Below are 22521 nucleotides of genomic sequence, written 5' to 3'. Positions count from 1 at the left end.
TATGTTGGAACAGATCGCAGCAAACCCACAATGGTTCTGGGTCTCGCTAGGCGGGCTGCTGTTGGCCGCGGAAATGCTTGGTGCCAGCGGCTATCTGCTGTGGAGCGGTGTTTCTGCGGTGATTGTCGGGGTGATTATCTGGCTGCTGCCGGAGTTGAGCTGGGAGTGGCAGGGGGGCCTGTTTGCCGTGATGACCATCGCCGTGGCCTATCTATGGTGGTACTGGCTGCGCAAGCGGCCAACGGCAACCAGCGGTTCGCCGGTACTCAACCAGCGCAACCGTCAACTGATCGGCACCCGCGCCACGCTGACCGAGGCGATGCATAACGGCCATGGCCGCATCAATATCGCCGACAGCAGTTGGCGCGCGCAAGCCAACGAGGATCTGCCAATCGGCACCGAAGTTGAAGTGGTGGCGGTCGAAGGCACCACCTTGGTGATCCGCGCCATTATCCGCTAGCCTTGGTGGCAGCAGCCTGCCAGATTATTAATGATCGGGCAGTCTGCGCCTTCATCACCAGGGCATTGTTCCGCCAGCGCCAGCAGGCGTTGGCGCATTTCCCCCAGTTCGCTGATGTGCTTTTCGATATCGGCGACTTTCTGCAACGTGCGGGCTTTGACATCGGCACTGTGCCGCGCCGGATCGTTGAACAACGCGACCAGTTCACGGCACTCATCGAGGTTGAAACCCACCTGACGAGCCTGGCGCAATAACGTCAGTTCTTCAATATGCCTGGCACTGTAGCTGCGGTAGCCGTTGTCCGTACGGATCGGGGCGGTCACCAATCCTTTCTCCTCATAAAAACGGATGGCTTTTCTGGTCAAACCGGTTTTTTTGGCAACGTCGCTGATATTCACTTTATCCCCCTTGACCTTAACCCTTGCACACGGCCACTCACGTGACCGTGTGAAATCGATAAATCATAACCTCTTTATCCCACAATTACCGCTTTAGAGCTGCAACACAAAAATCATGCGAACCAGGATAAGAACAAAATAGTGGGCGCTATACCCACAAAATATTGACCACTCGATTAAAGATGGGCATTATACCCACAAAAGGAGAGACGCAGGGGAAAGGGATGGAAAGTGGAGAACTCATCAAACGATTGCAGGCTGACGGATGGATTATCAGGAAGTCGAGAGGCAAGAAGGCAACAGGAAGCCACGTAACAATGACAAAACCGGGGGTAGCAAAAATCATCACCATCCCCCACCCCAAAAAAGATCCTTCAAAGGGCATATTGAGGCAAGTACAACAGATATCCGGCCTCAAATTGATTTAACGCAAAACGCCTCAGCAGCTTTACTGGAGAAGTAACAATGATTTATCCAATATTCATCTTTAAGACGTCAGAAGGCTTTGATGGCTACTTTCCCGATGTAGAAGGCTGTTTTTTTGCCGGTGAGAAAATGTCAGATATCCCAAAAAATGCAGAAGAGGCCTTTGGGGTACATATGGAAGCACTCATCGAAGAGGGGTTCCCTGTTCCAGCCGCCCCCCAAGATCCGCAATCCTATCTCAATGATAGTCGGCTGCGAGAAGACGGCGGCATTTTGGGATTTGTTGAGATAGATCCGGCCAAGTATGAGGATAAATCGATTAAGTTTAATCTGACGATGCCACGTAACTTACTAACGGCAATCGATAAGTACATCGAAACCACACGCGGCTACAAAAACCGCAGCCAGTTTCTAGCGGAATTAGCCCGCGAAAAAATATCCCATTAAAGGGTGCAGCATGTGCGCATGCTGGTAGAGGAATGTCTGCAGTCTACAGCCAGCCTTTGGGCTGGTTTTTTTATGCCCAAAGAAAACCCCGTAAAATTCGGGCCTGATGTCGGAGCGTGGCCGAGTTGTAGACAGCGTTAATACAAATCCTTTTCTATCAAAATAATATTCTATTGACCTTCCCCTTGCTGGAAGGTTTAAGATCATTCTCAATCAAAAGAACCTAGGCGGTCCACCGCCATTATTTTGCGAGGAAAACCATCATGTCACAAACTACCGTGCTGGCGTTGCAGGGGCTCTCCTGCATGAACTGCGCGCAAAAGGTGAAAAAAGCCTTGGAAAGCCGCGCGGATGTCGAGCAGGCCAACGTCAACGTTCACTACGCTAAAATCACCGGTGCAGCCCCGGCTACCGAGCTGATTGACAGCGTCGTTGCCGCAGGCTACCAGGCAGAAATCGCCCATCAGGCAGACACCGAGTTACAACTTTCCGGCCTCTCCTGCATGCATTGCGTGGGCAGCACCCGTAAAGCGCTGGAAGCGGTGCCGGGCGTGATCGCCGCCGATGTGACCCTTGAGGGAGCCAAAGTCTATGGCGATGCCACTCCAGATCAGCTCATCGCTGCGGTCGAGGATGCGGGCTATCACGCTAGCCAGGCGGGGGCCAATAGCCACCCAAAAACTGAGCCGCTGACTGAATCTGCCCCAACCTTGCCGGAAACCCAGGCAGCGGCCCCCTCCTCCCTTCCGGCAAGCGAGAGCGACGACAGCATCCAGCTGTTGCTCAACGGCATGACCTGTGCCAGCTGCGTCAATAAAGTCCAGACGGCGTTACAAAACGTGCCCGGCGTTGAGTTGGCGCGGGTAAACCTGGCAGAGCGCAGCGCCCTGATCACAGGTAAGGCCACACCGCAGGCGTTGGTCGCAGCAGTAGAAAAAGCCGGTTATGGCGCGGAGATGATCCAGGACGAAACCAAGCGCCGTGAACGCCAACAACAAACCGCACAGGCTAATATGAAACGCTTTCGCTGGCAGGCCGCATTAGGCTTGGCAGTGGGTGTCCCGTTGATGGCCTGGGGCGTGTTTGGCGGCAGTATGTCGCTGACGCCAGAAACCCAGCGGCCGTGGCTGATGGTTGGCATCATTACCCTGGCGGTAATGGTGTTTGCCGGTGGCCACTTCTACCGCAATGCCTGGCGATCGTTGATGAACGGCAGCGCCACCATGGATACGCTGGTCGCCTTGGGGACCGGTGCAGCCTGGCTGTACTCCATCAGCGTCAACCTGTGGCCAGACTTCTTCCCGATGGAGGCACGGCATCTGTATTACGAAGCCAGTGCAATGATCATCGGCCTGATCAACCTTGGTCATGCCATGGAGCAGCGCGCGCGGCAGCGTTCTTCCCAGGCGCTGGAACGGCTACTGGATCTCACTCCGCCAACCGCCAGGCTAGTCACAGAACTGGGTGAGCAAAGTATCCCGCTGGCAGAGGTGCAATTGGGCATGACGTTGCGCCTGACGACTGGCGATCGCATCCCGGTTGACGGCGAAATCGTGCAGGGCGAGGTGTGGATCGATGAAGCCATGCTGACCGGCGAAGCGTTGCCGCAGCAAAAAGGCGTCGGCGATACGGTGCATGCCGGTACGGTGGTAGACGACGGCAGCGTGCTGTTTCGCGCGGCCGCCATAGGCACTCAAACCACGCTGGCACGTATTATCAAGCTGGTGCGCCAGGCGCAAAGCAGCAAACCGGAAATCGGTAAGCTGGCAGACCGCATCTCGGCGGTATTTGTGCCCACCGTGGTCGCCATCGCTCTGTTCAGCGCCGCTATCTGGTACTTCTTTGGCCCACAACCGCAGTTGGTCTACACGCTGGTGATCGCCACCACGGTGCTGATCATCGCCTGCCCATGCGCTTTGGGGCTGGCAACGCCGATGTCAATTATCTCTGGCGTTGGCCGGGCCGCGGAGTTTGGCGTGCTGGTGCGTGACGCCGATGCGCTGCAACAGGCCAGCAATCTCGATACGCTGGTGTTCGATAAAACCGGTACTCTGACGGAAGGCCAGCCGCGCGTGGTGGAAATCATCACCTTTAACCAGGTGGATGAGCAGCAGGCCTTACGTTGGGCCGCCGCGCTGGAACAAGGGGCTAACCACCCACTGGCGCGCGCCATCGTCGAGCACGCTAAAGGGCAGACACTGCCTACGGTAGAACAATTCCGGACGTTGCGCGGTTCCGGCGTCAGCGGTGAGGTTGAGGGCGTACAGCTGTTGCTGGGTAACGCCAAGCTGTTGCAAGAAAATCAGATCGCGACCGATGAGCTCACTCAGCAAATACAGCAACAGGCTGAACGCGGTATCACGCCGGTGCTATTGGCCGCCAACGGCAAACCTGCCGCGCTGATTGCCATCCGCGATCCGTTACGCAGTGACAGCGTGAGCGCACTACAGCGCCTGCATCAGCAAGGTTATCAACTGGTAATGTTGACGGGCGATAACCCGGTGACCGCCAATGCGATTGCCAAAGAGGCCGGTATTGACCGCGTGATCGCTGGCGTCTTGCCCGATGGTAAGGCCGAGGCGATCAAGCAGTTGCAGGCTCAGGGCCACCGGGTAGCGATGGTCGGTGACGGCATCAACGACGCCCCTGCTCTGGCTCAGGCCGATGTCGGGATCGCCATGGGCGGCGGCAGTGATATCGCCATCGAAACTGCGGCGATCACCCTGATGCGTCACAGCCTGAACGGCGTGGCGGACGCGCTGGCCTTGTCGAAGGCAACGCTGCGTAATATGAAGCAGAACCTGCTCGGGGCATTTATCTACAACGCACTTGGCATTCCCATTGCCGCCGGTGTGCTCTATCCGCTGACGGGCACCCTGCTCAGCCCTGTGGTCGCTGGCGCGGCAATGGCACTCTCCTCCATTACCGTGGTCAGCAACGCCAACCGATTGCTGCGTTTTAAACCCAAGCAGTAACCTTCAACCGGAGCGCACCCCATCGCGCTCCGGCCTTTTGAGATAATTCCTCTGCCCTCGGGGTTTATTGTCAGCCACTTAGCGTTTAGCATGGGGAAAAGCCAGCAGCCATCCTGCACGCTGGAGGAAAGGATCAGGAGCCACGCTGTATGGGTCAACTGTTACGCCGCATTGCTACCTTTCTCGGTATTATTTCCCCGCAGAGCTACACCTACCCGGCCTTGGACATCAAGCTGACGGGAAATCGCCAACTACATTTGGTCGGTAGCATTCATATGGGCACCGTCGATATGTCGCCGCTGCCTGCTCGGCTGTCAGCACGCCTGCGCCAGGCCGATGCGTTGATCGTTGAGGCCGATATAACCGGGTCCTCCTCGCCATTTGGCCACGCTGAACCCCAACTCGAACTTGAAGAGCGTCTTGGCGATGAAGAATTCCAACGGTTGCAGGTGCTATGCCAGGAGCTGGGGGCGGATGTAGAGAGCTTCTCTGCTCTTCCCGGCTGGCAGGTAGCGCTGATGATGCAAGCACGGCAGGCACAGCGGCTGGGTTTACGCGCCGAATACGGAATTGATTATCAGCTATTGCAAGCCGCTAAAGTACAGCAGATGCCAGTGATCGAACTGGAAGGGGCCGAAGAACAGCTAAGCATGCTGGAACAACTGCCAGAAGGCGGTATGGCCCTGCTGCACGATACGTTAGAGCACTGGCACACCAACGCCCGTTTGCTGCAAACCATGGTGAGCTGGTGGCTGGACGCCAAACCGAACGCCACGTTGGAAACGCTACCCTCCACCTTCAGTGCCGAGTTGTACGACGTCTTGATGCACCGCCGCAATCGCCACTGGCAGCAAAAGCTGGAAGCGTTACCGCCGGGCAACTATGTGGTGGCAGTCGGTGCTTTGCATCTGTATGGCGAAGACAATTTACCGGCCATGCTGCAGGCACGATAAAAAAGTGGCCAATATCGCTATTGGCCAGTCAAAGAGGAATTTTTCATATTTTAGTTATACGCATTGTAACCGTGTTAACGATTACAATAGACAGGGTAGCAACCTGACGAACCTATTGGCAACTGCCTTTCATCCTCCTTGGCACAGGTTGCTCATTCGGCTACATTTTTATCGTTTCGTTGCCACCGATGACAACTTCCCACAGTTTTGGAAAAGAAATTATGACACCCGCAGTGGTTCTGCTTGAAAAACAAAAGGTGGCCTTCACCCTCCACGCGTATCACCACGATAGCGAAGAAACCAACTTTGGCGACGAGGTGGTAAAAAAGCTGGGGCTGAACGCCGAACAGGTCTACAAAACGCTGTTGGTGTCCCTCAATGGCGATGCGAAAAATCTGGCCGTAGCGGTCACGCCAGTCGCGACCCAGTTGGATTTGAAGAAGGTGGCGAAAGCGCTAGGGGCCAAGAAAGCCGAAATGGCCGATCCGGCAGTCGCTCAACGTGTGACGGGGTATCTGGTTGGTGGGATCAGCCCGCTCGGGCAAAAGAAACGCTTGCCCACGGTGATCGACAGCCCAGCGCAACAGTTTGCCACCATTTTCGTTTCCGGCGGCAAACGCGGGTTGGATATTGAATTGGCGGCCAGCGATCTGTGCCACTTGCTGTCCGGCACCTTCGCCGAGATCGCCAAGCGGGATTGAAAAAGCAGGCCGTTACCTTCCTCTGCAACGGCCTAGTACCTTACTTGTAAACGATCTCGCCTTTAGGCTCGTACGCCGCCGCATCCAGCGGTGAGTGCTTTTCGATATACTGCTTGAGCACTTCCGCATCGATAAAGCCGGTGTTGACGTAGCTTGGCAGGGTATCAATCTTCGGATAACCATCGCCGCCCAGGGCGTTGAAGTTCAGCGTCGCCATACGATAGGTCTTGTCTGCCTGTAAGGGTTCGCCCTTGATCTTGACGTCGATAACGCCTTTGCCGTCCGCCACCAGGCTGACGTTGGCGAACTGCGCATAGGCCCCGGAGTCCACCTTCATATTGGCTACCGCTGCCAGATATGGCTCAACCTCGCTGCCTTTCATATCGACATACACCAGCGTGTTGCCAAACGGCTGCACCTTGAGCACGTTTTTATAGGTGATGTCACCGGCCTCGATCGAGTCACGCACGCCACCACCGCTCATCACGGCGAAGTCTGCGTTGGCGCGTTCCATCTGCGCAGCTAACAGCACGCGCGAAAGGTTGGTCTGCACGAAGCGGACTTTACTGCGGTCCCCTTCCAGTTTGCCGTTGACGCTGCCCACCTTCACTTCTAACTGAGCCTTGCCTTTGTCCTGGAACGGCGTCAGCAGCTTCATCATCGACGGATCTTCCTGGATCTGCTCGGTGTAATACACCCGCTCGCTGGTGCCGTCGGCTTTCTCTACCTTTTTCTTCAGGTTGACCGGGATCAGTTGGTAATGCACCAGTTTCAGCTCGCCGTTGCGGAACTGGAAGTCGGCACGGCCGACGTATTTACCCCATTCGTGGGCCTGGACGATCCAGGTACCGTTTTGGCGATCTGGCGCGCAAGGCGTGCCCGGTACGTAATCCACCTGTTTGTGGTTTTCACTCGCCATACAGACCGGATCTTGCGAATGCCCACCGACAATCATATCCAGGTAGCCCGTAGGCAGGCTACGTGCCATCTCCACGTCCCCCGGCGCGTTAGAGCCATGGTTACCATCGTCGTAGTGGCCCATGTGGGTAGCGGCGATAATCACGTCCGGCTTTTCATCTTTGCGCAGCTGTTCCACCACCAGCTTGGCTTCTTGCGCCGGAACACGGAATTCGATATCGGTAAAGTATTCCGGGTTGCCGATTTTTGCAGTGTCATCGGTGGTCAGGCCGATCACCGCAATCTTCACCCCTTGCTTTTCAAACAGGGCATAAGGCTTGAACAGGCGTTGCTGAGTGCTTTTTTGATAAATGTTGGCGGACAATAGGGGGAAAGAAGCCCACTTCTCCTGCTGGCGCAACACGCTGAGCGGGTTGTCGAATTCGTGGTTGCCGATCGCCATCGCGTCGTAGCCGATCAGCGTCATACCACGGAAATCGGGTTCTGCATCCTGCAAATCCGATTCTGGCACGCCGGTATTGATGTCCCCACCGGACAGCAACAGCACGCTACCGCCTTTCGCCGCCACTTCCTGACGGATGCTGTCCACCAGCGTCTTTTGCGCCCCCAGGCCGTACTCGCCATGATCGTTCTGCCAGAAATGGCCGTGATGATCGTTGGTGTGCAGGATGGTGATATCGTAGGTTTTATCCTTTTCCCAAGCACTGACTGTTCCTGAAAACAACGTCAGGGAAACAGCCAACGCACATGCGGTGGTGTGAAGCGAAAAGCGCATGGCAGATCTCCATGGTTAATAATGGGTATTTTTTGATAAGGACGAAATTGTAACGCGAATCGGCTGCAACTAATTTCAAATTTTTGCGACATACGTCAAATTATGTCGGAAAGGCACGGCCGGTTCGAATTTTATCGGCACTCCCAATAGCACATAATGATCGAGAGAGAATCAGCTACCCCGTTGTCGGACGAAAGATGAACGTTATAAGATGTCGGCTCTCCCTCTCTCACTTACCAGGCTAATAATAATATGACTGACCGTAGTGAAACGGATATTCCACCGGTAACCCGCAGCGCGGCCAAAGGCACTGCGTTCTCTATTCTCGGTGCTATCAGCGTTTCCCACCTGCTCAACGATATGATGCAATCGCTGATCGTGGCGATTTACCCGATTTTGCAAGCCGATTTTAGCCTCAGCTTTGTGCAGATCGGGATGATCACCCTGACCTATCAGCTCACCGCCTCACTGCTACAACCGCTGATTGGTTATTACACCGATAAACACCCGCAGCCTTATTCGCTGCCTATCGGCATGGGATTCACCCTGTCGGGCTTACTGCTGCTTTCGGTGGCCAACACTTTCCCTCTGGTGCTGCTGGCGGCCGCTTTGGTGGGCACCGGTTCCTCCGTATTCCATCCTGAGTCATCCCGCGTGGCGCGCATGGCATCCGGTGGACGGCACGGTTTGGCCCAGTCGCTGTTCCAGGTGGGCGGCAACTTCGGCAGTTCCCTCGGCCCGCTGTTGGCCGCGCTGATTATTGCCCCCTATGGCAAGGGCAATATCGCCTGGTTCTCACTGGCTGCGCTGCTGGCCATTGTGGTCTTGTTGCAGGTCAGTAAATGGTATAAGCAGCAACATCGGGCGGCCCAAGGCAAGCCAAAAGCCGCTTCTCTGGTCAAACCGCTGCCAAAACGTACCGTGGTGTTCTCCTTAAGCATCCTGCTGGTGCTGATCTTCTCCAAATACTTCTACTTGGCGAGCATTAGCAGCTATTACACCTTTTATCTCATACATAAGTTCGGCATTTCGGTACAGAATGCCCAATTCCATCTGTTTGCCTTCCTGTTTGCCGTAGCGGCAGGAACCATCATTGGCGGGCCTTTGGGTGATAAGTTTGGACGTAAATATGTCATTTGGGGCTCCATCCTGGGTGCTGCTCCCTTTACCTTGGCTTTACCCCATGCTTCTCTCTACTGGACCGGGGTTTTGACGGTGATCATCGGGGTTATTCTGGCCTCGGCCTTCTCGGCCATTCTGGTGTATGCGCAGGAGCTGATCCCCGGCAAAGTGGGGATGGTTTCCGGGCTATTCTTCGGTTTTGCTTTCGGTATGGGCGGGTTAGGTGCGGCAGTTCTTGGTTATGTCGCCGATTTGACCAGCATCGAGCTGGTTTATCAAATCTGTGCATTCCTGCCGCTTATCGGCATTATCACCGCATTGCTACCAAATATGGAGCATAACCAGCAATAACCCTGATACAACCCCGGTTTAGCGCAGAAGTTAAACCGGGTTATCCACTCCAAAACCCCATTTAATCCGGTCAATTACGCCATAATTCCCCTTCCTTCTGCCAAAATAGACGAATAGTCTGGTTTTTTACACAAAACCCTAAATTAGCTAAGCAATGAAAGCACAAATGCAATAAACTAAATGTATCCTTTCGTAACACCCGTGAGCACAACCAGAGGAGTATGGATGCATAATTCAACACCCTTGATCACCACTATTGTTGGAGGGTTAGTACTCGCCTTCCTCTTCGGAATGCTGGCAAACCGCCTGCGCATCTCCCCGTTGGTAGGGTATCTGGCCGCAGGCGTTCTTGCCGGCCCGTTTACCCCCGGTTTCGTCGCTGATACCTCGTTAGCGCCGGAACTCGCGGAGATTGGGGTGATCCTGCTGATGTTCGGTGTTGGTCTCCATTTCTCGCTTAAAGATCTCCTCGCTGTAAAAAATATCGCTATCCCTGGGGCCATTGCCCAAATCGCCGTCGCGACGGTGTTGGGGATGGGGTTGTCCAAACTGATGGGCTGGGATTTGGTTTCCGGCCTGGTGTTCGGCCTGTGTCTGTCCACCGCCAGTACCGTGGTACTGCTGCGCGCCCTGGAAGAACGGCAACTGATCGACAGCCAACGCGGGCAGATCGCCATCGGCTGGCTGATTGTCGAAGATTTGGCCATGGTGTTGGCCCTGGTGCTGCTGCCGGCATTTGCCAATATGCTCAACAGCGATACCGCCAGCACCACACAGCTGCTCACCGAGTTGGCCATCACCATTGGCAAGGTTATCGCCTTTATCGCGCTGATGATTATCGTTGGCCGCCGAGTGGTGCCTTGGATCCTGGCAAAAACCGCCAGTACCGGCTCGCGCGAGCTGTTTACGCTGGCAGTGTTGGCACTGGCGCTGGGTATTGCCTACGGCGCTGTCGGCCTGTTTGACGTCTCGTTTGCCCTGGGTGCCTTCTTTGCCGGTATGGTGCTGAACGAATCGGAACTGAGCCACCGCGCAGCACACGATACGCTGCCGCTGCGTGACGCCTTTGCGGTGCTGTTCTTTGTCTCGGTCGGTATGCTGTTCGATCCGATGATCCTGATCAACCAACCGCTGGCGGTGTTGGCAACGCTGGCGATTATCCTGTTTGGTAAATCGGTGGCGGCCTTCGCGCTGGTCAAAATGTTCGGCCACTCCAAGCGTACCGCGCTGACCATTTCCGCCAGCCTGGCACAGATTGGTGAGTTCGCCTTTATCCTAGCCGGATTGGGGGTCACGCTAGGCATGATGGATCAGCATGGCCGTAATCTGGTGCTGGCCGGGGCGATCCTGTCAATCATGCTCAACCCGCTACTGTTTACCTTGCTGGAGCGCTATCTGGCCAAGACGGAAACCATCGAGGATCAGATCCTGGAAGAAGCGGTGGAGGAAGAGAAGCAGATCCCGGTCGATATCTGCAATCATGCCGTCGTAGTCGGTTATGGTCGTGTTGGCAGCCTGTTAGGGGCCAAGCTGACCGAAGAAGGCGTGTCGATGGTGGTGATAGAAAACTCTCGCCCACGGGTTGAAGCGCTGCGCGCTCAAGGGATCAAAGCGGTGTTAGGCAATGCGGCCAATCCCGAGATCATGGAACTGGCGCGGCTCGACTGCGCACGCTGGCTGCTGCTGACCATTCCCAACGGTTATGAAGCCGGTGAGATCGTGGCCTCGGCCCGCACCAAGCGCCCTACTCTGGAGATTATCGCCCGCGCTCATTACGACGACGAGGTTTCGTATATTTCCGACCGGGGTGCCGATCAGGTGGTGATGGGTGAACGCGAGATCGCCAACAGCATGTTGAATATCCTCAAGCTGGATTCGCTGTCGGACGAAGAGAAGCTGGCCGCCTGCCCAATCTGACGCCATTAAGCCGGTAAGAGCGCTAAAACAGCGCTCTTACCGGTTGTTGGTTACCGTTCCCAGTAAGACTCTTCCAGACTGTCTTCCCGCTCCGGCAACCCACGGGTCAAACGTGGCGAGTGCTGGTTAAGCACCTGATAGCTAACGCGGTTGGCATATTTGCAGACCTGCGCCAATGAAGAATAGGTCAGATAGCTACGCACATGCTTGCTGGAGTTTGGCACGTTGTTACGGTGATAGCCGTTAGCGGCGATATCATGCAGCAGCGCAGACAGCGCACCGTCGCCCGCACCGTTGGTATTCATGATCTTTTCCGGGCCACCCATATACGGGGCGATATGCGAATAGACCTTGAGTGCGTTTTCGCAGCTTGCACGGCGCATCGCACGGCTGAATTCAAAGCGGTTAAACTCGGCGATATGGCCCGGCAACAGCGGATGCTGGGTTTCACGCTTGTTGGCCTCTTCGGTGTAACCTGCCATATACAGACCGTTTGGCCCAGCGGTACACAACACCAAATCTACCCAGTCCAATGCCATCTCTGAGGCCATCAGCGGATCGCTCAACCCAGTGAGTTCCAACGCCTCATCTTCGTTCATCGCCAGAATGGAGACATGCTCTCTGAGAAAATCACGCCACCACACCGGATTATCCGCAATGACGTACTTGGTGCCCAGCGTCAGCACCACCGGTACATCATGCTTTTTGGCAAACTTTATCGCCTGCATGGTGGCTTCCGGCATGGGTTCACCGGGTTTGCAACGCACCAGATAGGAGGTCAGTACCAACGCGGCAGCCCCTGCGATCACCTCTTCAGGAATGCTTTCCGGGCGTAGCTGGTTCATCTGGCCTGGGCTGATGGCAAAGGTGCGCTCGCCGCTCTCGCTAATCAGCGTAAAGCAGCGGCCAATGGCTCCATCCACCGCTTGCAGGTAGTTGAGATCGGTACGGCTGGAGGTGTTGCACAGATAGCGATAGGCATAGCTGCCAATTTTGACGTTGCTACACATCACGCCGAGCAGCACGGAACGATCGTCCGCCAGTACCGAGTAGTTGTGCAGGGTGTTACCGATGGTGCCACCGGCAAATTGATGAGTGATCAGGTTATTGTCGCTCAGTTCCTGATACAGCGCCTCGGCAACGTCGTCTTCAATGACCAGCGAATGGCCCAGGCTAAGGCCGTAGCGTTCGACAAACGCGTCATCCACTTTCGCTTCGATATCCACCAGCGTCTGATCGATACCGACGACATAAGAGGTACTGACTTCATTTTCAGGCTGTGTCTGCTGCAATAACGGATCGCGAGCGTTGACCGGAAAATAATGTTTGGATTTACGTTTACCAGGAAATTTCATGTGATTGGCGGTGAGTTGCGGTGAACAGGCAGGAATGTTAGCACATTCCTGCCTGATTGCTGCGTTTTCACGTGAGCATTTTGCCAGCCGAGCGGTGAAAAGCCGGCTTGATTACAGGCGTTGCCCCACCAACTGTTGCATCATATCGATATGGGCGGCGTCATCATTGAGTGCCGGGATGTATTCAAACTTCTCGCCACCCGCCTCCAGGAAGATTTCGCGGTTCTGCTCTTTGATCTCCTCCAGCGTTTCCAGGCAATCCGCAGAAAAGCCGGGGCAGATCAGTTGGATATGCTTCACGCCTTGCGCTGGCAGACTCTTCAGGGTTTCGTCGGTGTACGGCGTCAGCCAGGGCTCCCGACCGAAGCGCGATTGATAGGTCATCATCACCCGATCTGGGGCCAGCGGTATGGCCGCCGCCAACGCGCGGTAGGTATCTTCGCAACGTTGCGGATAATCATCACCCAGCGTGGCGTAGCGTTTGGGAATACCGTGGAACGACATCACCAGGCGGTCGGGCTTACCGTGTTCGGCGAACGCCCGCTCAACGCTTTGCTGCAAGGCCAGGATATACGCTGGGTGCTCGGCATAGTCACGGATAAAGCCAATCGATGGCAGGCGGCGATAGCCTTTCAGCACCCGCGCAACACCATCCCAGACTGCGGCGCTGGTCGAGCACGAATATTGCGGATACAGCGGCAACACCACCAGATTGGTCACGCCCTGTGCCAATAGGCTGTCGATCGCCTGTGCCAGACTGGGTGATCCGTAGCTCATACCTAGTTCCACCGGCGTATTCGGCATACGCGCCGCCAGCTCCCGCTGTTGGCGACGGCTGTAGACCAGCAACGGTGAACCTTCGTCCATCCAGACAGATTGATAAAGCTTTGCCACACGCGGTGAACGGATCGGCAGAATGATGCCGTTAAGAATTGGCCACCAGATCAGCGGCGCAGTGTCGACCACCCGGTTGTCACTGAGAAATTCTTTCAGATAGCGTTTTACCGCCTGCGGGGTAGGTGCCTCTGGCGTACCCAGATTCACCAGCAATACCCCGTGTTTCTCTTGCTTCATTCCGATCCCCTTGTCCTTCCCGGCAAATACCCTGTTATTTCTCAGCGTATTAACAGCCACTCATGCGGCCTATTGTAACGGAAAAGCGCCGGACCGGAACCTATATCAGTAACAGGTAAAACGGGGGTTATTTTTGCGCCAACTGCCAGACGGCAGCCACGTTGCGCGCCGTGACTTCCAGGTTATGGGCCGCGTCCGCCAGCGCCTCTGGCAGCGTCACGATGCGGTCGATCACCGAGAAAGCGGCGTCGATGCCGTGTTGATGCACCACCTGATAGTCTTTTGACAGGCTACCGGCAATGGCAATCACCGGTAATTGGTGGCGCTTGGCTACCCGCGCAACGCCGATCGGGGTTTTGCCGTGGATCGACTGGCTGTCGAGCCGCCCTTCGCCAGTGATCACTAAGTCAGCATTACGTACCGCGTCTTCCAGATGCAGCGTTTCGATTACGATTTCGATGCCTGGCCGCAGCTCAGCTGCCAGAAAACCGATCAGTGCCGCTCCCATGCCCCCGGCAGCACCCGAGCCGGGCACCTGCAATACCTTGCGCCCGGTGCTCTGCTCCAGGAGCGTGCCGTAATGATGCAGCGCCTTGTCCAGTTGCCGCACCTTCTCCGGCGTGGCCCCTTTTTGTGGGCCGAAGATTGCTGAAGCCCCGTGATCGCCACACAGCGGGTTATCCACGTCGCAGGCTACCGTGATCTTCACCTGCTGCAAGCGGGGATCCAGTTGGCTGAGATCGATATGCGCCAGTTGCGCCAACGCCGCGCCACCGGGCCGTAATTCTTGATTGTGCTGGTCGAGTAGCTTAGCGCCCAGCGCCTGCATCATGCCCGCCCCGCCATCGTTGGTTGCGCTGCCGCCGATCCCCAAAATGATCGAGTCTACACCTTGTTGCAGTGCCGCCAGGATCAGCTCGCCGGTGCCAAAACTGCTGGTCACTAACGGATCGCGTTCGTCACCCGCCACCAGATGCAGCCCGGACGCGGCTGCCATTTCGATCACTGCGGTTTTCCCTTCCCCCAGCAGACCATAAAATGCTGCTGTAGGTTTGCCCTGCGGCCCGCTAACCTGCACATTGATGATTTCCCCACCGGTGGCGGCCACCATCGCATCGACGGTGCCCTCGCCTCCGTCCGCCATGGGCAGCAACACATAGTGCGCCTGCGGATAGATTTGCCGGAAACCACGCTCGATCGCTTCTGCGACACCCTGAGCACTCAGGCTCTCTTTAAAGGAGTCGGGGGCAATTACCACTTTCTGTAGGGTGTTCATCGACAGCGCCTTAATCTTCAGAGGATGCCACTGCATCGGTTAGTGAATACCATACCCTGCCGACAACGGAAATTCTTTAGCGATAAACACAAACAAAAGGGTAAAATTAAACGTTATTTTGTGCATTCACACAATTCAATCCTGCATTAACATCCCGATATACAATTGCAAGACGTCCGCCAATTGATTGATCTTCAGGCCAGTCGTTTTCTCTACGCGCTGTAGGCGGTAACGCAGGGTGTTAACGTGAATATGCAGCTGTGCCGCAGTCTTGGTTTGGTCACAATTCTGATTGAAATAGTGGCGCAGCGTATTTCTCAGCATCCCTTTTTCATCCTGGGCGCTCAATTGCCGCCAGGGCCGTGAAAGCTCCTGCGCTCGCCAATCCTCTCCTAAATCGCACAGCAGCGAGGGCAGCGGGTAGTCATCATAAAACAGCGTGTGCTGGACCAGTTTGAGACGGTGCGCCATGGTTTGCACTGCTCTTGCGGTCTGAATGGAGCGATAGACGCCCTCCTCACCACTGTAAAAGCCCCCGACGATCAACCGTAGGCCAAAGCGTTGCTGGATCTCATTCTGGAGCTGCTGGGCCAGCTTGCGCTCCTGCTGTACGTCCCACACGCCCTGTTTCATACAGGCCGGGCGCAAGAGCACCAGTTCATTAAAGCTGGTCATGGTGATCAGCGCCTCACGCTGGGTGATCTCCAGCTCTGCCAGCAAGCCTCTCAGTACCTGCGGCTGCGGTTCATACAGCTCTAGCAGCCAGACAATGCGTGGCTGTTGCAGATCCAGCTCTAAATAGGCCGCCATCGCCTCGCGCGAACCAGGTTCACTGTGCCCTTGCAGCAGTTGGTTGGCCAGCTCTTCCCGGTAACGCTTTTCCCACTGATGTTGATCGAGCATCGCAGCCTGTTCCACCATCAGCTCTGCCGCCATTTTCACCAGCTCACCATAGGCTCGCACCTGGGCCGGATCGCCGGAAACCCCAATCGCTCCTACCAGTTGATTACGAAAGCTGAACGGCAGATTGATGCCGGGCTGCACGCCCTTCAGATAGTGTGCCGTTGCCTCATCAATCTCCACCACCCGGTTTTCGGTCAGGGCCAATACCGCCCCTTCGTGTCGCTGATACAGGCGCGAGGCGTTGCCGGAAGCAATAATGACGCCGTTGCTGTCCATCACGTTGACCGAATGGTGAATGATGCTCATCGCACGTTGCACGATCTGGCGCGCGGTCGCTTCTTGCAAAAAATTTGTCTGCCTGGACATGCGGCTCTTCCTGTCGAGCGAAACGGTAGCACTGATAACCTAGCATGAAGCGGCAAAAAAAAACGCCAGGCAGCAACCGCAAGCCCAGCGTTTTCTACAGCCTTGACACCGATTAGCCCAGAATGGCCGCCAGCTCAGCGCTCACTTCCGTCACCTTACGGGTGCCATCGATCTTGTGGTAAGACGTATTACCCGCCTCGGCTTCTTTATGATAGTAAGACACCAGCGGCGCGGTCATCTGATGGTATTCCACCAGGCGCTTACGCACGGTCTCTTCCTGATCGTCTTTACGGGTGGTCAGCTCTTCGCCGGTGGCGTCGTCTTTCCCTTCTACCTTCGGCGGATTGAATTTGATGTGGTACACGCGGCCAGATGGCGCATGCACGCGGCGGCCAACGATACGATCGACGATCAGTTCGTCCGGCACGTCGAACTCCAGCACGTAATCCACTTTAATGCCGGCTTCTTTCATCGCATCGGCCTGTGGAATGGTGCGTGGGAAACCGTCCAGCAGGAAACCGTTACGACAGTCTTCCTGGGTAATACGCTCTTTGACCAGCGCAATAACCAGCTCATCGGTCACCAGTTTGCCGGCGTCCATGATTTCTTTCGCCTTTTTGCCCAGCTCAGAACCGGCCTTAACGGCTGCGCGCAACATATCGCCCGTGGAGATTTGCGGAATGCCGTATTTCTCCATGATGAATTGAGCCTGAGTGCCTTTACCAGCGCCTGGAGCGCCCAGCAGAATGATACGCATTGCGTAAATCCCCTTGCTATGTATTTCCCTTCATTCTTCAGGCCGCGGCCGGAAGTCTATCGGGTTTGAGTTTTTATTAAATTTCGAAAACACTCAACCTTACCATTTCTGAGGGGGGTGGCTCAAGGTAGCGAGAGGAAATCGGTTGCGGAAAGATCGGGCTGAAACGAGGCAAGCAGGAGAAAAATTTGACGGGAATAGAAGAGATTACGCCCCAAACCCTAAGGTCTGGGGCGTATTTTGCTGATTAAGCGGACAACAGCTTATTCATGCGGCGGATAAACTGGTTTGGATCTTCCAGCGTCCCACGCTCTGCCAGCAGGGCCTGATCCAACAGCAGATCGATCCATTCGGCAAATTGTTCGTTATCGCCCACATCGGATGCGCGTTTGACCAACGCATGCTCCGGGTTCAGCTCGAAGATATACTTCACTTCCGGCGCAGCCTGCCCCGCAGCGGCAAACAGTTTGGCCATCTGGGTGCTCATCTCGTCGGCATCGGTGGTAACGATGGCCGGGGTATCCGTCAGGCGGTGCGTCAGACGCACGTCCTTCACGCGCTCACCCAGCAGCGTCTTGACCCGCTCGATAAACGGCTCCAGCTGCTTCTCGGCTTCTTTCTGCTCTTCGGTTTCATCCGCCAGTTTATCCAGCGCTTCATCCGCTTTGCTGACCGACTGGAACACCTTACCGTCAAACTCGGTCAGGTAGCTCATCATCCACTCATCGATGCGGTCAGACAGCAGCAGGACTTCGATGCCTTTCTTGCGGAACAGCTCCAGGTGCGGGCTGCTCTTGGCGGCGGCATAACTGTCGGCGGTAATGTAGTAAATCTTGTCCTGGCCTTCGGTCATGCGGCCAACGTACTCTTCCAGCGAGACGGTTTGCGCCGAGCTGTCATTGTGCGTAGAAGCAAAGCGCAGCAGTTTGGCGATGGCCTCTTTGTTGCCGCCGTCCTCCGCTGGCCCTTCTTTCAGTACCATACCGAACTGCTGCCAGAACTTCTGGTAGGCTTCCGCGTCGTCTTTGGCCAGCTTGTCCAACATCTGCAACACGCGTTTGGTCAGCGCGCCACGCAGGTTTTGGGTAACACGGCTGTCCTGCAGGATTTCACGCGAAACGTTCAGCGGCAGATCGTTGGAATCGATCAGGCCACGCACAAATCGCAGGTAGTTCGGCATGAACTGCTCGGCGTCATCCATGATAAACACGCGCTGAACGTACAGCTTCAGGCCGTGTTTATGATCGCGATTCCACATATCCCACGGCGCCTGGGCCGGGATGTACAGCAGGCTGGTGTACTCCTGCTTACCTTCCACCCGGTTGTGGCTCCAGCTCAGCGGATCGGTAAAGTCATGGGCAATGTGCTTGTAGAACTCTTTGTACTCTTCTTCGGTCACGTCAGCTTTGCTGCGAGTCCACAACGCTTGCGCCTTGTTGATTTTCTCCCAGGTGACGGTGCCGTCTTCTTCATTCTTGGTTTCAATCTCTACCGGCAGTGCAATGTGATCGGAATATTTACCAATCACCGAGCGCAGACGCCAGCCGTCGAGGTATTCGTCTTCGCCTTCACGCAGGTGCAGGGTAATTTCGCTGCCGCGATCGGCCTTGCTGATATCGGCGATGGTGTAATCACCTTCACCGGCAGACTCCCAGTACACCCCTTGATCTTCCGCAGCACCGGCCGCGCGGGTACGCACGGTGACTTTGTCCGCCACGATGAACGCCGAGTAGAAGCCCACGCCGAACTGACCGATCAGTTGGCTGTCTTTCGCCTGATCGGAGCCGATAGACTCCAAGAAGGCCTTGGTACCAGACTTGGCAATCGTCCCCAGGTTTTCGATCACTTCTTCGCGGCTCATACCGATGCCGTTATCGGCGATCGTCAGGGTACGCTTCTCTTTGTCAAAGGACAGACGCACACGCAGCTCGCCATCACCTTCATACAGTTCCGGCTTGGAAAGCGCGCGGAAACGCAGTTTGTCCGCCGCATCGGAGGCGTTGGAGATCAGCTCACGCAGGAAGATTTCTTTATTGGAGTACAGCGAATGGATCATCAAATGAAGCAGCTGTTTGACTTCAGACTGGAACCCACGGGTTTCTTGACCTTTCATACTCATTGATTACCTCAAAGACAGTAATGACCAAATCATGCAATGAGGATCAAATGGGGTTAACTCTGTGGTTTTTCAAGCGGCTGGCGGGGAATTTTTTGTCAACGGATTACGGGGCAGAGGACTGCCCCGTACAGAATCATCAGAATTTGATCGCGTGCCGTCCGGCCAGGGAGTGCGACAGCGTGGTGCCATCCACCATTTCCAGTTCACCACCCACCGGAACCCCGTGGGCAATGCGGCTGGCAAGTACGCCATATTGGCCACACATCTCGGCGATGTAGTTGGCCGTGGCGTCTCCTTCCACCGTTGGGTTGGTGGCAAGGATCACTTCAGTGATGGTTTCCTTCTCCAGCCGTTGCTCCAACCGATCCAGGCCGATATCGCCTGGGCCAATGCCGTCTAACGGTGACAGATGGCCCATCAGCACAAAGTAGCGCCCGGCAAACTGGCCGGTCTGCTCGATGGCGTGAATATCCGCCGGGCTCTCCACTACGCAAATCTGGCCGTTTTGCTGGCGGCGCACATTATTGCAGATGGTGCAGGTATCCTGCTCGGTGAAGGTACGGCAATCGGCACAGTGTCCGATCTCCGACATGGCACGGGTCAGCGCCTGTGCCAGCCGCATACCACCGCTGCGATCGCGCTGCAGCAGTTGGAACGCCATACGCTGCGCCGACTTCGGGCCAACGCCCGGCAGGCAGCGCAGTGCCTCCATCAATGATTCAAGGAGCGGGCTGGTTTGCATCAGAACGGCATCTTAAAGCCTGGCGGCAACTGCATCCCGCTGGAAACCGACGCCATCTTCTCTTTCTGGGTTTCTTCGATGCGACGTGCTGCGTCATTGAAAGCGGCAGCGATCAGATCTTCCAGCATCTCTTTGTCGTCTTCCATCAGGCTTGGGTCGATTTCTACCCGGCGGCAGTTATGTGCCCCGTTGATGGTCACTTTCACCAAGCCAGCCCCGGATTCACCCGTCACTTCCAATTTGGCAATTTCTTCCTGCATCTGCTGCATCTTTTCCTGCATTTGCTGGGCTTGCTTCATCAGGTTACCCATACCGCCTTTACCAAACATAGTCGTCTCTCATAGCATTGGCCGCGCACCGTGCGCCGCGTTAAATAGGGCGAATACTCTCTTCATCCAGATCTGCATCGAAGAACCGACGCAGGGTCTGGATATTGGTATCCGCAACGATGGACTGGCGAGCCTGCGCCAGTTTTTCTTCATAAATGGCTTGCCGCCACTCCAGCGGAGTCCGCTCCGCCGGATTATCGTCTTCCACCACGCTGAGTTCAACCGTGCGGCCATGTAACTCACTGAGTGCCTGCGCCAGAGTCTTCTGTGCCGAAGGCGAATTCAGATGACGCTGCGAAGACCGCAGGTGGAGACAAATGCTGTCCGGAGCCAGCTGCTGCTTAAAGGCGTTTAACGCCAGTTGCTGCACCAGTTTCGGTATTTTTAGCTGGTCGATCTCTGCCGCCCAAGGATCGCGCTCGATGGACTCAACCACCAGTTTAGCCGACAGCTCAGGCGTTTTTTCATGTTCGAGCGCCGTACGCAACGCTTTTGGCGTGGCCAGCGGTTCCGGCGCGGCTTCAGGTTCGGTAAGCGCACGCCAGCGATAGGCCTCCGGCTTGGCCGGCTTCTCCGTCACGATCTTTTCGGCCTGACGCTTCTGGCTGCGTTCGGTTACCGAGGCTAAACGCTCTAGTGCCGAGTTAGCCGGCCGCGCTATTCCTGGCGCCGCCGGCTCATTCTTTTTTGCGGTGGATGCCCCCTGTTGCCGCAGCAACTGGGTTCGCGCTTTAAGTAACTGCGCGGTAGCATCCGGTAAATTTGTTGGTTGAGTATTCTGCACTGACGCAGCCTGCCCCAAGGGAGGTGGGGCATCTGGATAGGGAGAAGGTGGCGCAACGGCCATATTCCCCTGCGGCTGTGCGGGCGCGGTCTGTACCATGGCCACCGGCTCTGGGATCACCGCTTTGGGGTGAAACGCCAGCGCGCGCAGCAGGGTCATCTCTACGCCCATACGGCGATCCGGGGCAAAGGCCAACTCTTTGCGGCCAACCAGCAAGGTTTGATAATAAAGCTGTACGTCCGTTGGCGGCAGGGTACGCGCCAGCTCACGTAACCGCTGCTCAATCGCAGCGTAATGATTGTCCAGCACCGAGGGCAGCAGTTGCACCATCGCAATGCGGTGCAGCAGCGCCAGCGTCTCCACCAGCAGGTTTTCCCAATCCACGCCGCGTGACGCTGCCTGGGCGACCTGCGCCATCACTTTTTCACCGTCGGCACTCACCAGGGCTTCCAGGATGGCCAGCGGCTGCTCATCATCCAACGTCCCCAGCATCTGGCTGACGGTGTCGGTCGTCACCTGCCCCTGCCCCATGGCAATCGCCTGGTCGGTCAGGCTGAGGGCATCGCGCATACTGCCATCGGCGGCGCGTGCCAACAGTTGCAACGCGCGGGCATCGCTGGTGATGTGCTCTGCCAGCAAGACGGTTTCCAACTGGGTGCGGATTTGTTCCACGTCCATCGCTTTAAGATGGAATTGCAGGCAGCGAGAAAGAATAGTGACCGGCAGCTTCTGCGGATCGGTGGTTGCCAATAGGAACTTGACGTGCGCAGGCGGCTCTTCCAGCGTTTTCAGCAACGCATTGAAGCTGTGGCGCGAGAGCATGTGGACTTCATCGATCAGGTAAACCTTGAAACGGCCACGCGCCGGGGCGTATTGCACGTTATCGAGCAGATCGCGAGTATCTTCCACTTTGGTTCTGGAGGCGGCATCGATCTCGATCAGATCGACAAAGCGCCCCTGCTCAATTTCACGGCAGTTATCACATTGGCCGCAGGGCGTCGCAGTGATGCCTGTTTCGCAGTTCAAACCTTTGGCCAACAGACGCGCAATGGTGGTTTTACCCACGCCACGCGTGCCAGAGAACAGATAGGCGTGATGGATCCGCCCCAGAGAGAGGCCATTAGCCAGCGCCGTCAGGACATGCTCTTGTCCGACAACCTCTGCAAACGTTTGGGGGCGCCACTTACGGGCAAGAACCTGATAGCTCATTAAGACTTCATCACTGATTTATGGAGTAATTTCAACCCAAGTAGTACACCACAACGTCGAGGACATTGCCATGTGGGCGGCCTGCTGGTACCGAGGTTGAACCGATACCCTTTATCGTCCGATGGCCACTCACACTTTAGTGTAACAGTACGCCCGCCGTCATT

Annotated in this window: 19 protein-coding genes and 1 other annotated feature; of the genes, 8 read left to right on the top strand and 11 right to left on the bottom strand. The window is 56.0% G+C overall.

Features of this window, described 5'->3' with window-relative positions; translation table 11 throughout:
* The first annotated feature begins 1 nt into the window (after position 1).
* Positions 2–460: an NfeD family protein gene (locus tag KGP26_RS06705; protein ID WP_223500987.1), complete on the top strand. Its 459-nt coding sequence runs from the start codon at positions 2–4 to the stop codon at positions 458–460.
* Here KGP26_RS06705 and cueR read toward each other — a convergent pair.
* Positions 457–858, bottom strand: a complete 402-nt coding sequence (cueR, locus tag KGP26_RS06700; RefSeq protein WP_223665178.1) for a Cu(I)-responsive transcriptional regulator — start codon at positions 856–858, stop codon at positions 457–459. The two genes, KGP26_RS06705 and cueR, sit on opposite strands and share 4 nt — an antisense overlap.
* 224 nt (positions 859–1082) lie before the next feature.
* Between cueR and KGP26_RS06695 the strand changes: the two genes are divergently transcribed.
* From KGP26_RS06695 to ybaK, 5 genes are all read left to right on the top strand, one after another.
* Positions 1083–1286, top strand: a complete 204-nt coding sequence (locus tag KGP26_RS06695) for a type II toxin-antitoxin system HicA family toxin (RefSeq protein WP_094981177.1) — start codon at positions 1083–1085, stop codon at positions 1284–1286.
* 37 nt (positions 1287–1323) lie between these two features.
* The gene (locus KGP26_RS06690; RefSeq protein WP_021180099.1) at positions 1324–1731 is read left to right on the top strand and encodes a type II toxin-antitoxin system HicB family antitoxin; all 408 of its coding nucleotides are present in this window, start codon (positions 1324–1326) and stop codon (positions 1729–1731) included.
* Between the two features lie 263 nt (positions 1732–1994).
* The gene (copA, locus tag KGP26_RS06685; protein WP_094981178.1) at positions 1995–4706 is read left to right on the top strand and encodes a copper-exporting P-type ATPase CopA; all 2712 of its coding nucleotides are present in this window, start codon (positions 1995–1997) and stop codon (positions 4704–4706) included.
* Positions 4707–4855: 149 nt separating this feature from the next.
* A complete protein-coding gene (locus KGP26_RS06680) occupies positions 4856–5659 on the top strand; it encodes a TraB/GumN family protein (RefSeq protein WP_071682995.1) in 804 nt (267 codons plus the stop codon).
* Between the two features lie 221 nt (positions 5660–5880).
* A complete protein-coding gene (gene ybaK / locus KGP26_RS06675) occupies positions 5881–6360 on the top strand; it encodes a Cys-tRNA(Pro)/Cys-tRNA(Cys) deacylase YbaK (RefSeq protein ID WP_094981179.1) in 480 nt (159 codons plus the stop codon).
* Positions 6361–6400: 40 nt separating this feature from the next.
* Here ybaK and ushA read toward each other — a convergent pair whose 3' ends face one another.
* A complete protein-coding gene (ushA, locus tag KGP26_RS06670) occupies positions 6401–8053 on the bottom strand; it encodes a bifunctional UDP-sugar hydrolase/5'-nucleotidase UshA (RefSeq protein ID WP_223665177.1) in 1653 nt (550 codons plus the stop codon).
* 252 nt (positions 8054–8305) lie between these two features.
* Between ushA and KGP26_RS06665 the strand changes: the two genes are divergently transcribed.
* Both KGP26_RS06665 and ybaL read left to right on the top strand, forming a co-directional pair.
* Complete coding sequence (locus KGP26_RS06665) at positions 8306–9526, top strand: MFS transporter (protein WP_223665176.1); 1221 nt, start codon at positions 8306–8308, stop codon at positions 9524–9526.
* A 225-nt stretch (positions 9527–9751) separates the two neighbouring features.
* The gene (gene ybaL, locus KGP26_RS06660) at positions 9752–11443 is read left to right on the top strand and encodes a YbaL family putative K(+) efflux transporter (RefSeq protein ID WP_024484415.1); all 1692 of its coding nucleotides are present in this window, start codon (positions 9752–9754) and stop codon (positions 11441–11443) included.
* Between the two features lie 50 nt (positions 11444–11493).
* On the opposite strand, the gene KGP26_RS06655 is transcribed toward ybaL, so the two are convergent.
* The 9 genes from KGP26_RS06655 to dnaX all read right to left on the bottom strand — a co-directional run bounded on the left by KGP26_RS06655 (position 11494) and on the right by dnaX (position 22357).
* Positions 11494–12798 carry an inosine/guanosine kinase gene (locus KGP26_RS06655; RefSeq protein ID WP_059200036.1) on the bottom strand — a complete coding sequence of 435 codons (1305 nt, stop codon included), beginning with the start codon at positions 12796–12798 and terminating at the stop codon, positions 11494–11496.
* 111 nt (positions 12799–12909) lie between these two features.
* Positions 12910–13872 (bottom strand): ferrochelatase, encoded by a 963-nt coding sequence (gene hemH, locus KGP26_RS06650; RefSeq protein ID WP_024484413.1) that lies wholly within the window; start codon positions 13870–13872, stop codon positions 12910–12912.
* Between the two features lie 127 nt (positions 13873–13999).
* Positions 14000–15148: a glycerate kinase gene (locus KGP26_RS06645; protein WP_223665627.1), complete on the bottom strand. Its 1149-nt coding sequence runs from the start codon at positions 15146–15148 to the stop codon at positions 14000–14002.
* Between the two features lie 135 nt (positions 15149–15283).
* Positions 15284–16417 carry a sugar diacid recognition domain-containing protein gene (locus KGP26_RS06640; RefSeq protein ID WP_021805451.1) on the bottom strand — a complete coding sequence of 378 codons (1134 nt, stop codon included), beginning with the start codon at positions 16415–16417 and terminating at the stop codon, positions 15284–15286.
* A 112-nt stretch (positions 16418–16529) separates the two neighbouring features.
* Complete coding sequence (gene adk, locus KGP26_RS06635; protein ID WP_021805452.1) at positions 16530–17174, bottom strand: adenylate kinase; 645 nt, start codon at positions 17172–17174, stop codon at positions 16530–16532.
* Positions 17175–17421: 247 nt separating this feature from the next.
* A complete protein-coding gene (gene htpG / locus KGP26_RS06630) occupies positions 17422–19287 on the bottom strand; it encodes a molecular chaperone HtpG (RefSeq protein WP_037375256.1) in 1866 nt (621 codons plus the stop codon).
* Between the two features lie 142 nt (positions 19288–19429).
* On the bottom strand, positions 19430–20035 hold the full coding sequence (gene recR / locus KGP26_RS06625; protein WP_024484410.1) for a recombination mediator RecR: 606 nt from the start codon (positions 20033–20035) through the stop codon (positions 19430–19432).
* A complete protein-coding gene (locus KGP26_RS06620) occupies positions 20035–20364 on the bottom strand; it encodes a YbaB/EbfC family nucleoid-associated protein (protein WP_021180123.1) in 330 nt (109 codons plus the stop codon). The genes recR and KGP26_RS06620 overlap by 1 nt, the downstream gene beginning before the upstream one ends.
* A gap of 40 nt (positions 20365–20404) precedes the next feature.
* Positions 20405–22357 (bottom strand): DNA polymerase III subunit gamma/tau, encoded by a 1953-nt coding sequence (dnaX, locus tag KGP26_RS06615; protein WP_059200033.1) that lies wholly within the window; start codon positions 22355–22357, stop codon positions 20405–20407.
* Positions 21008–21072 (bottom strand) — a sequence feature (DnaX frameshifting element). Its footprint overlaps the gene before it by 65 nt.
* Positions 22358–22521: the final 164 nt, after the last annotated feature.

The sequence above is a fragment of the Serratia sp. JSRIV002 genome (assembly GCF_019968725.1).
GTDB classification, from domain to species: domain Bacteria; phylum Pseudomonadota; class Gammaproteobacteria; order Enterobacterales; family Enterobacteriaceae; genus Chania; species Chania fonticola_B.
The sequence above is the reverse complement of the archived record's forward strand: the minus strand, read 5'-3'. Positions and strand labels throughout refer to the sequence as shown.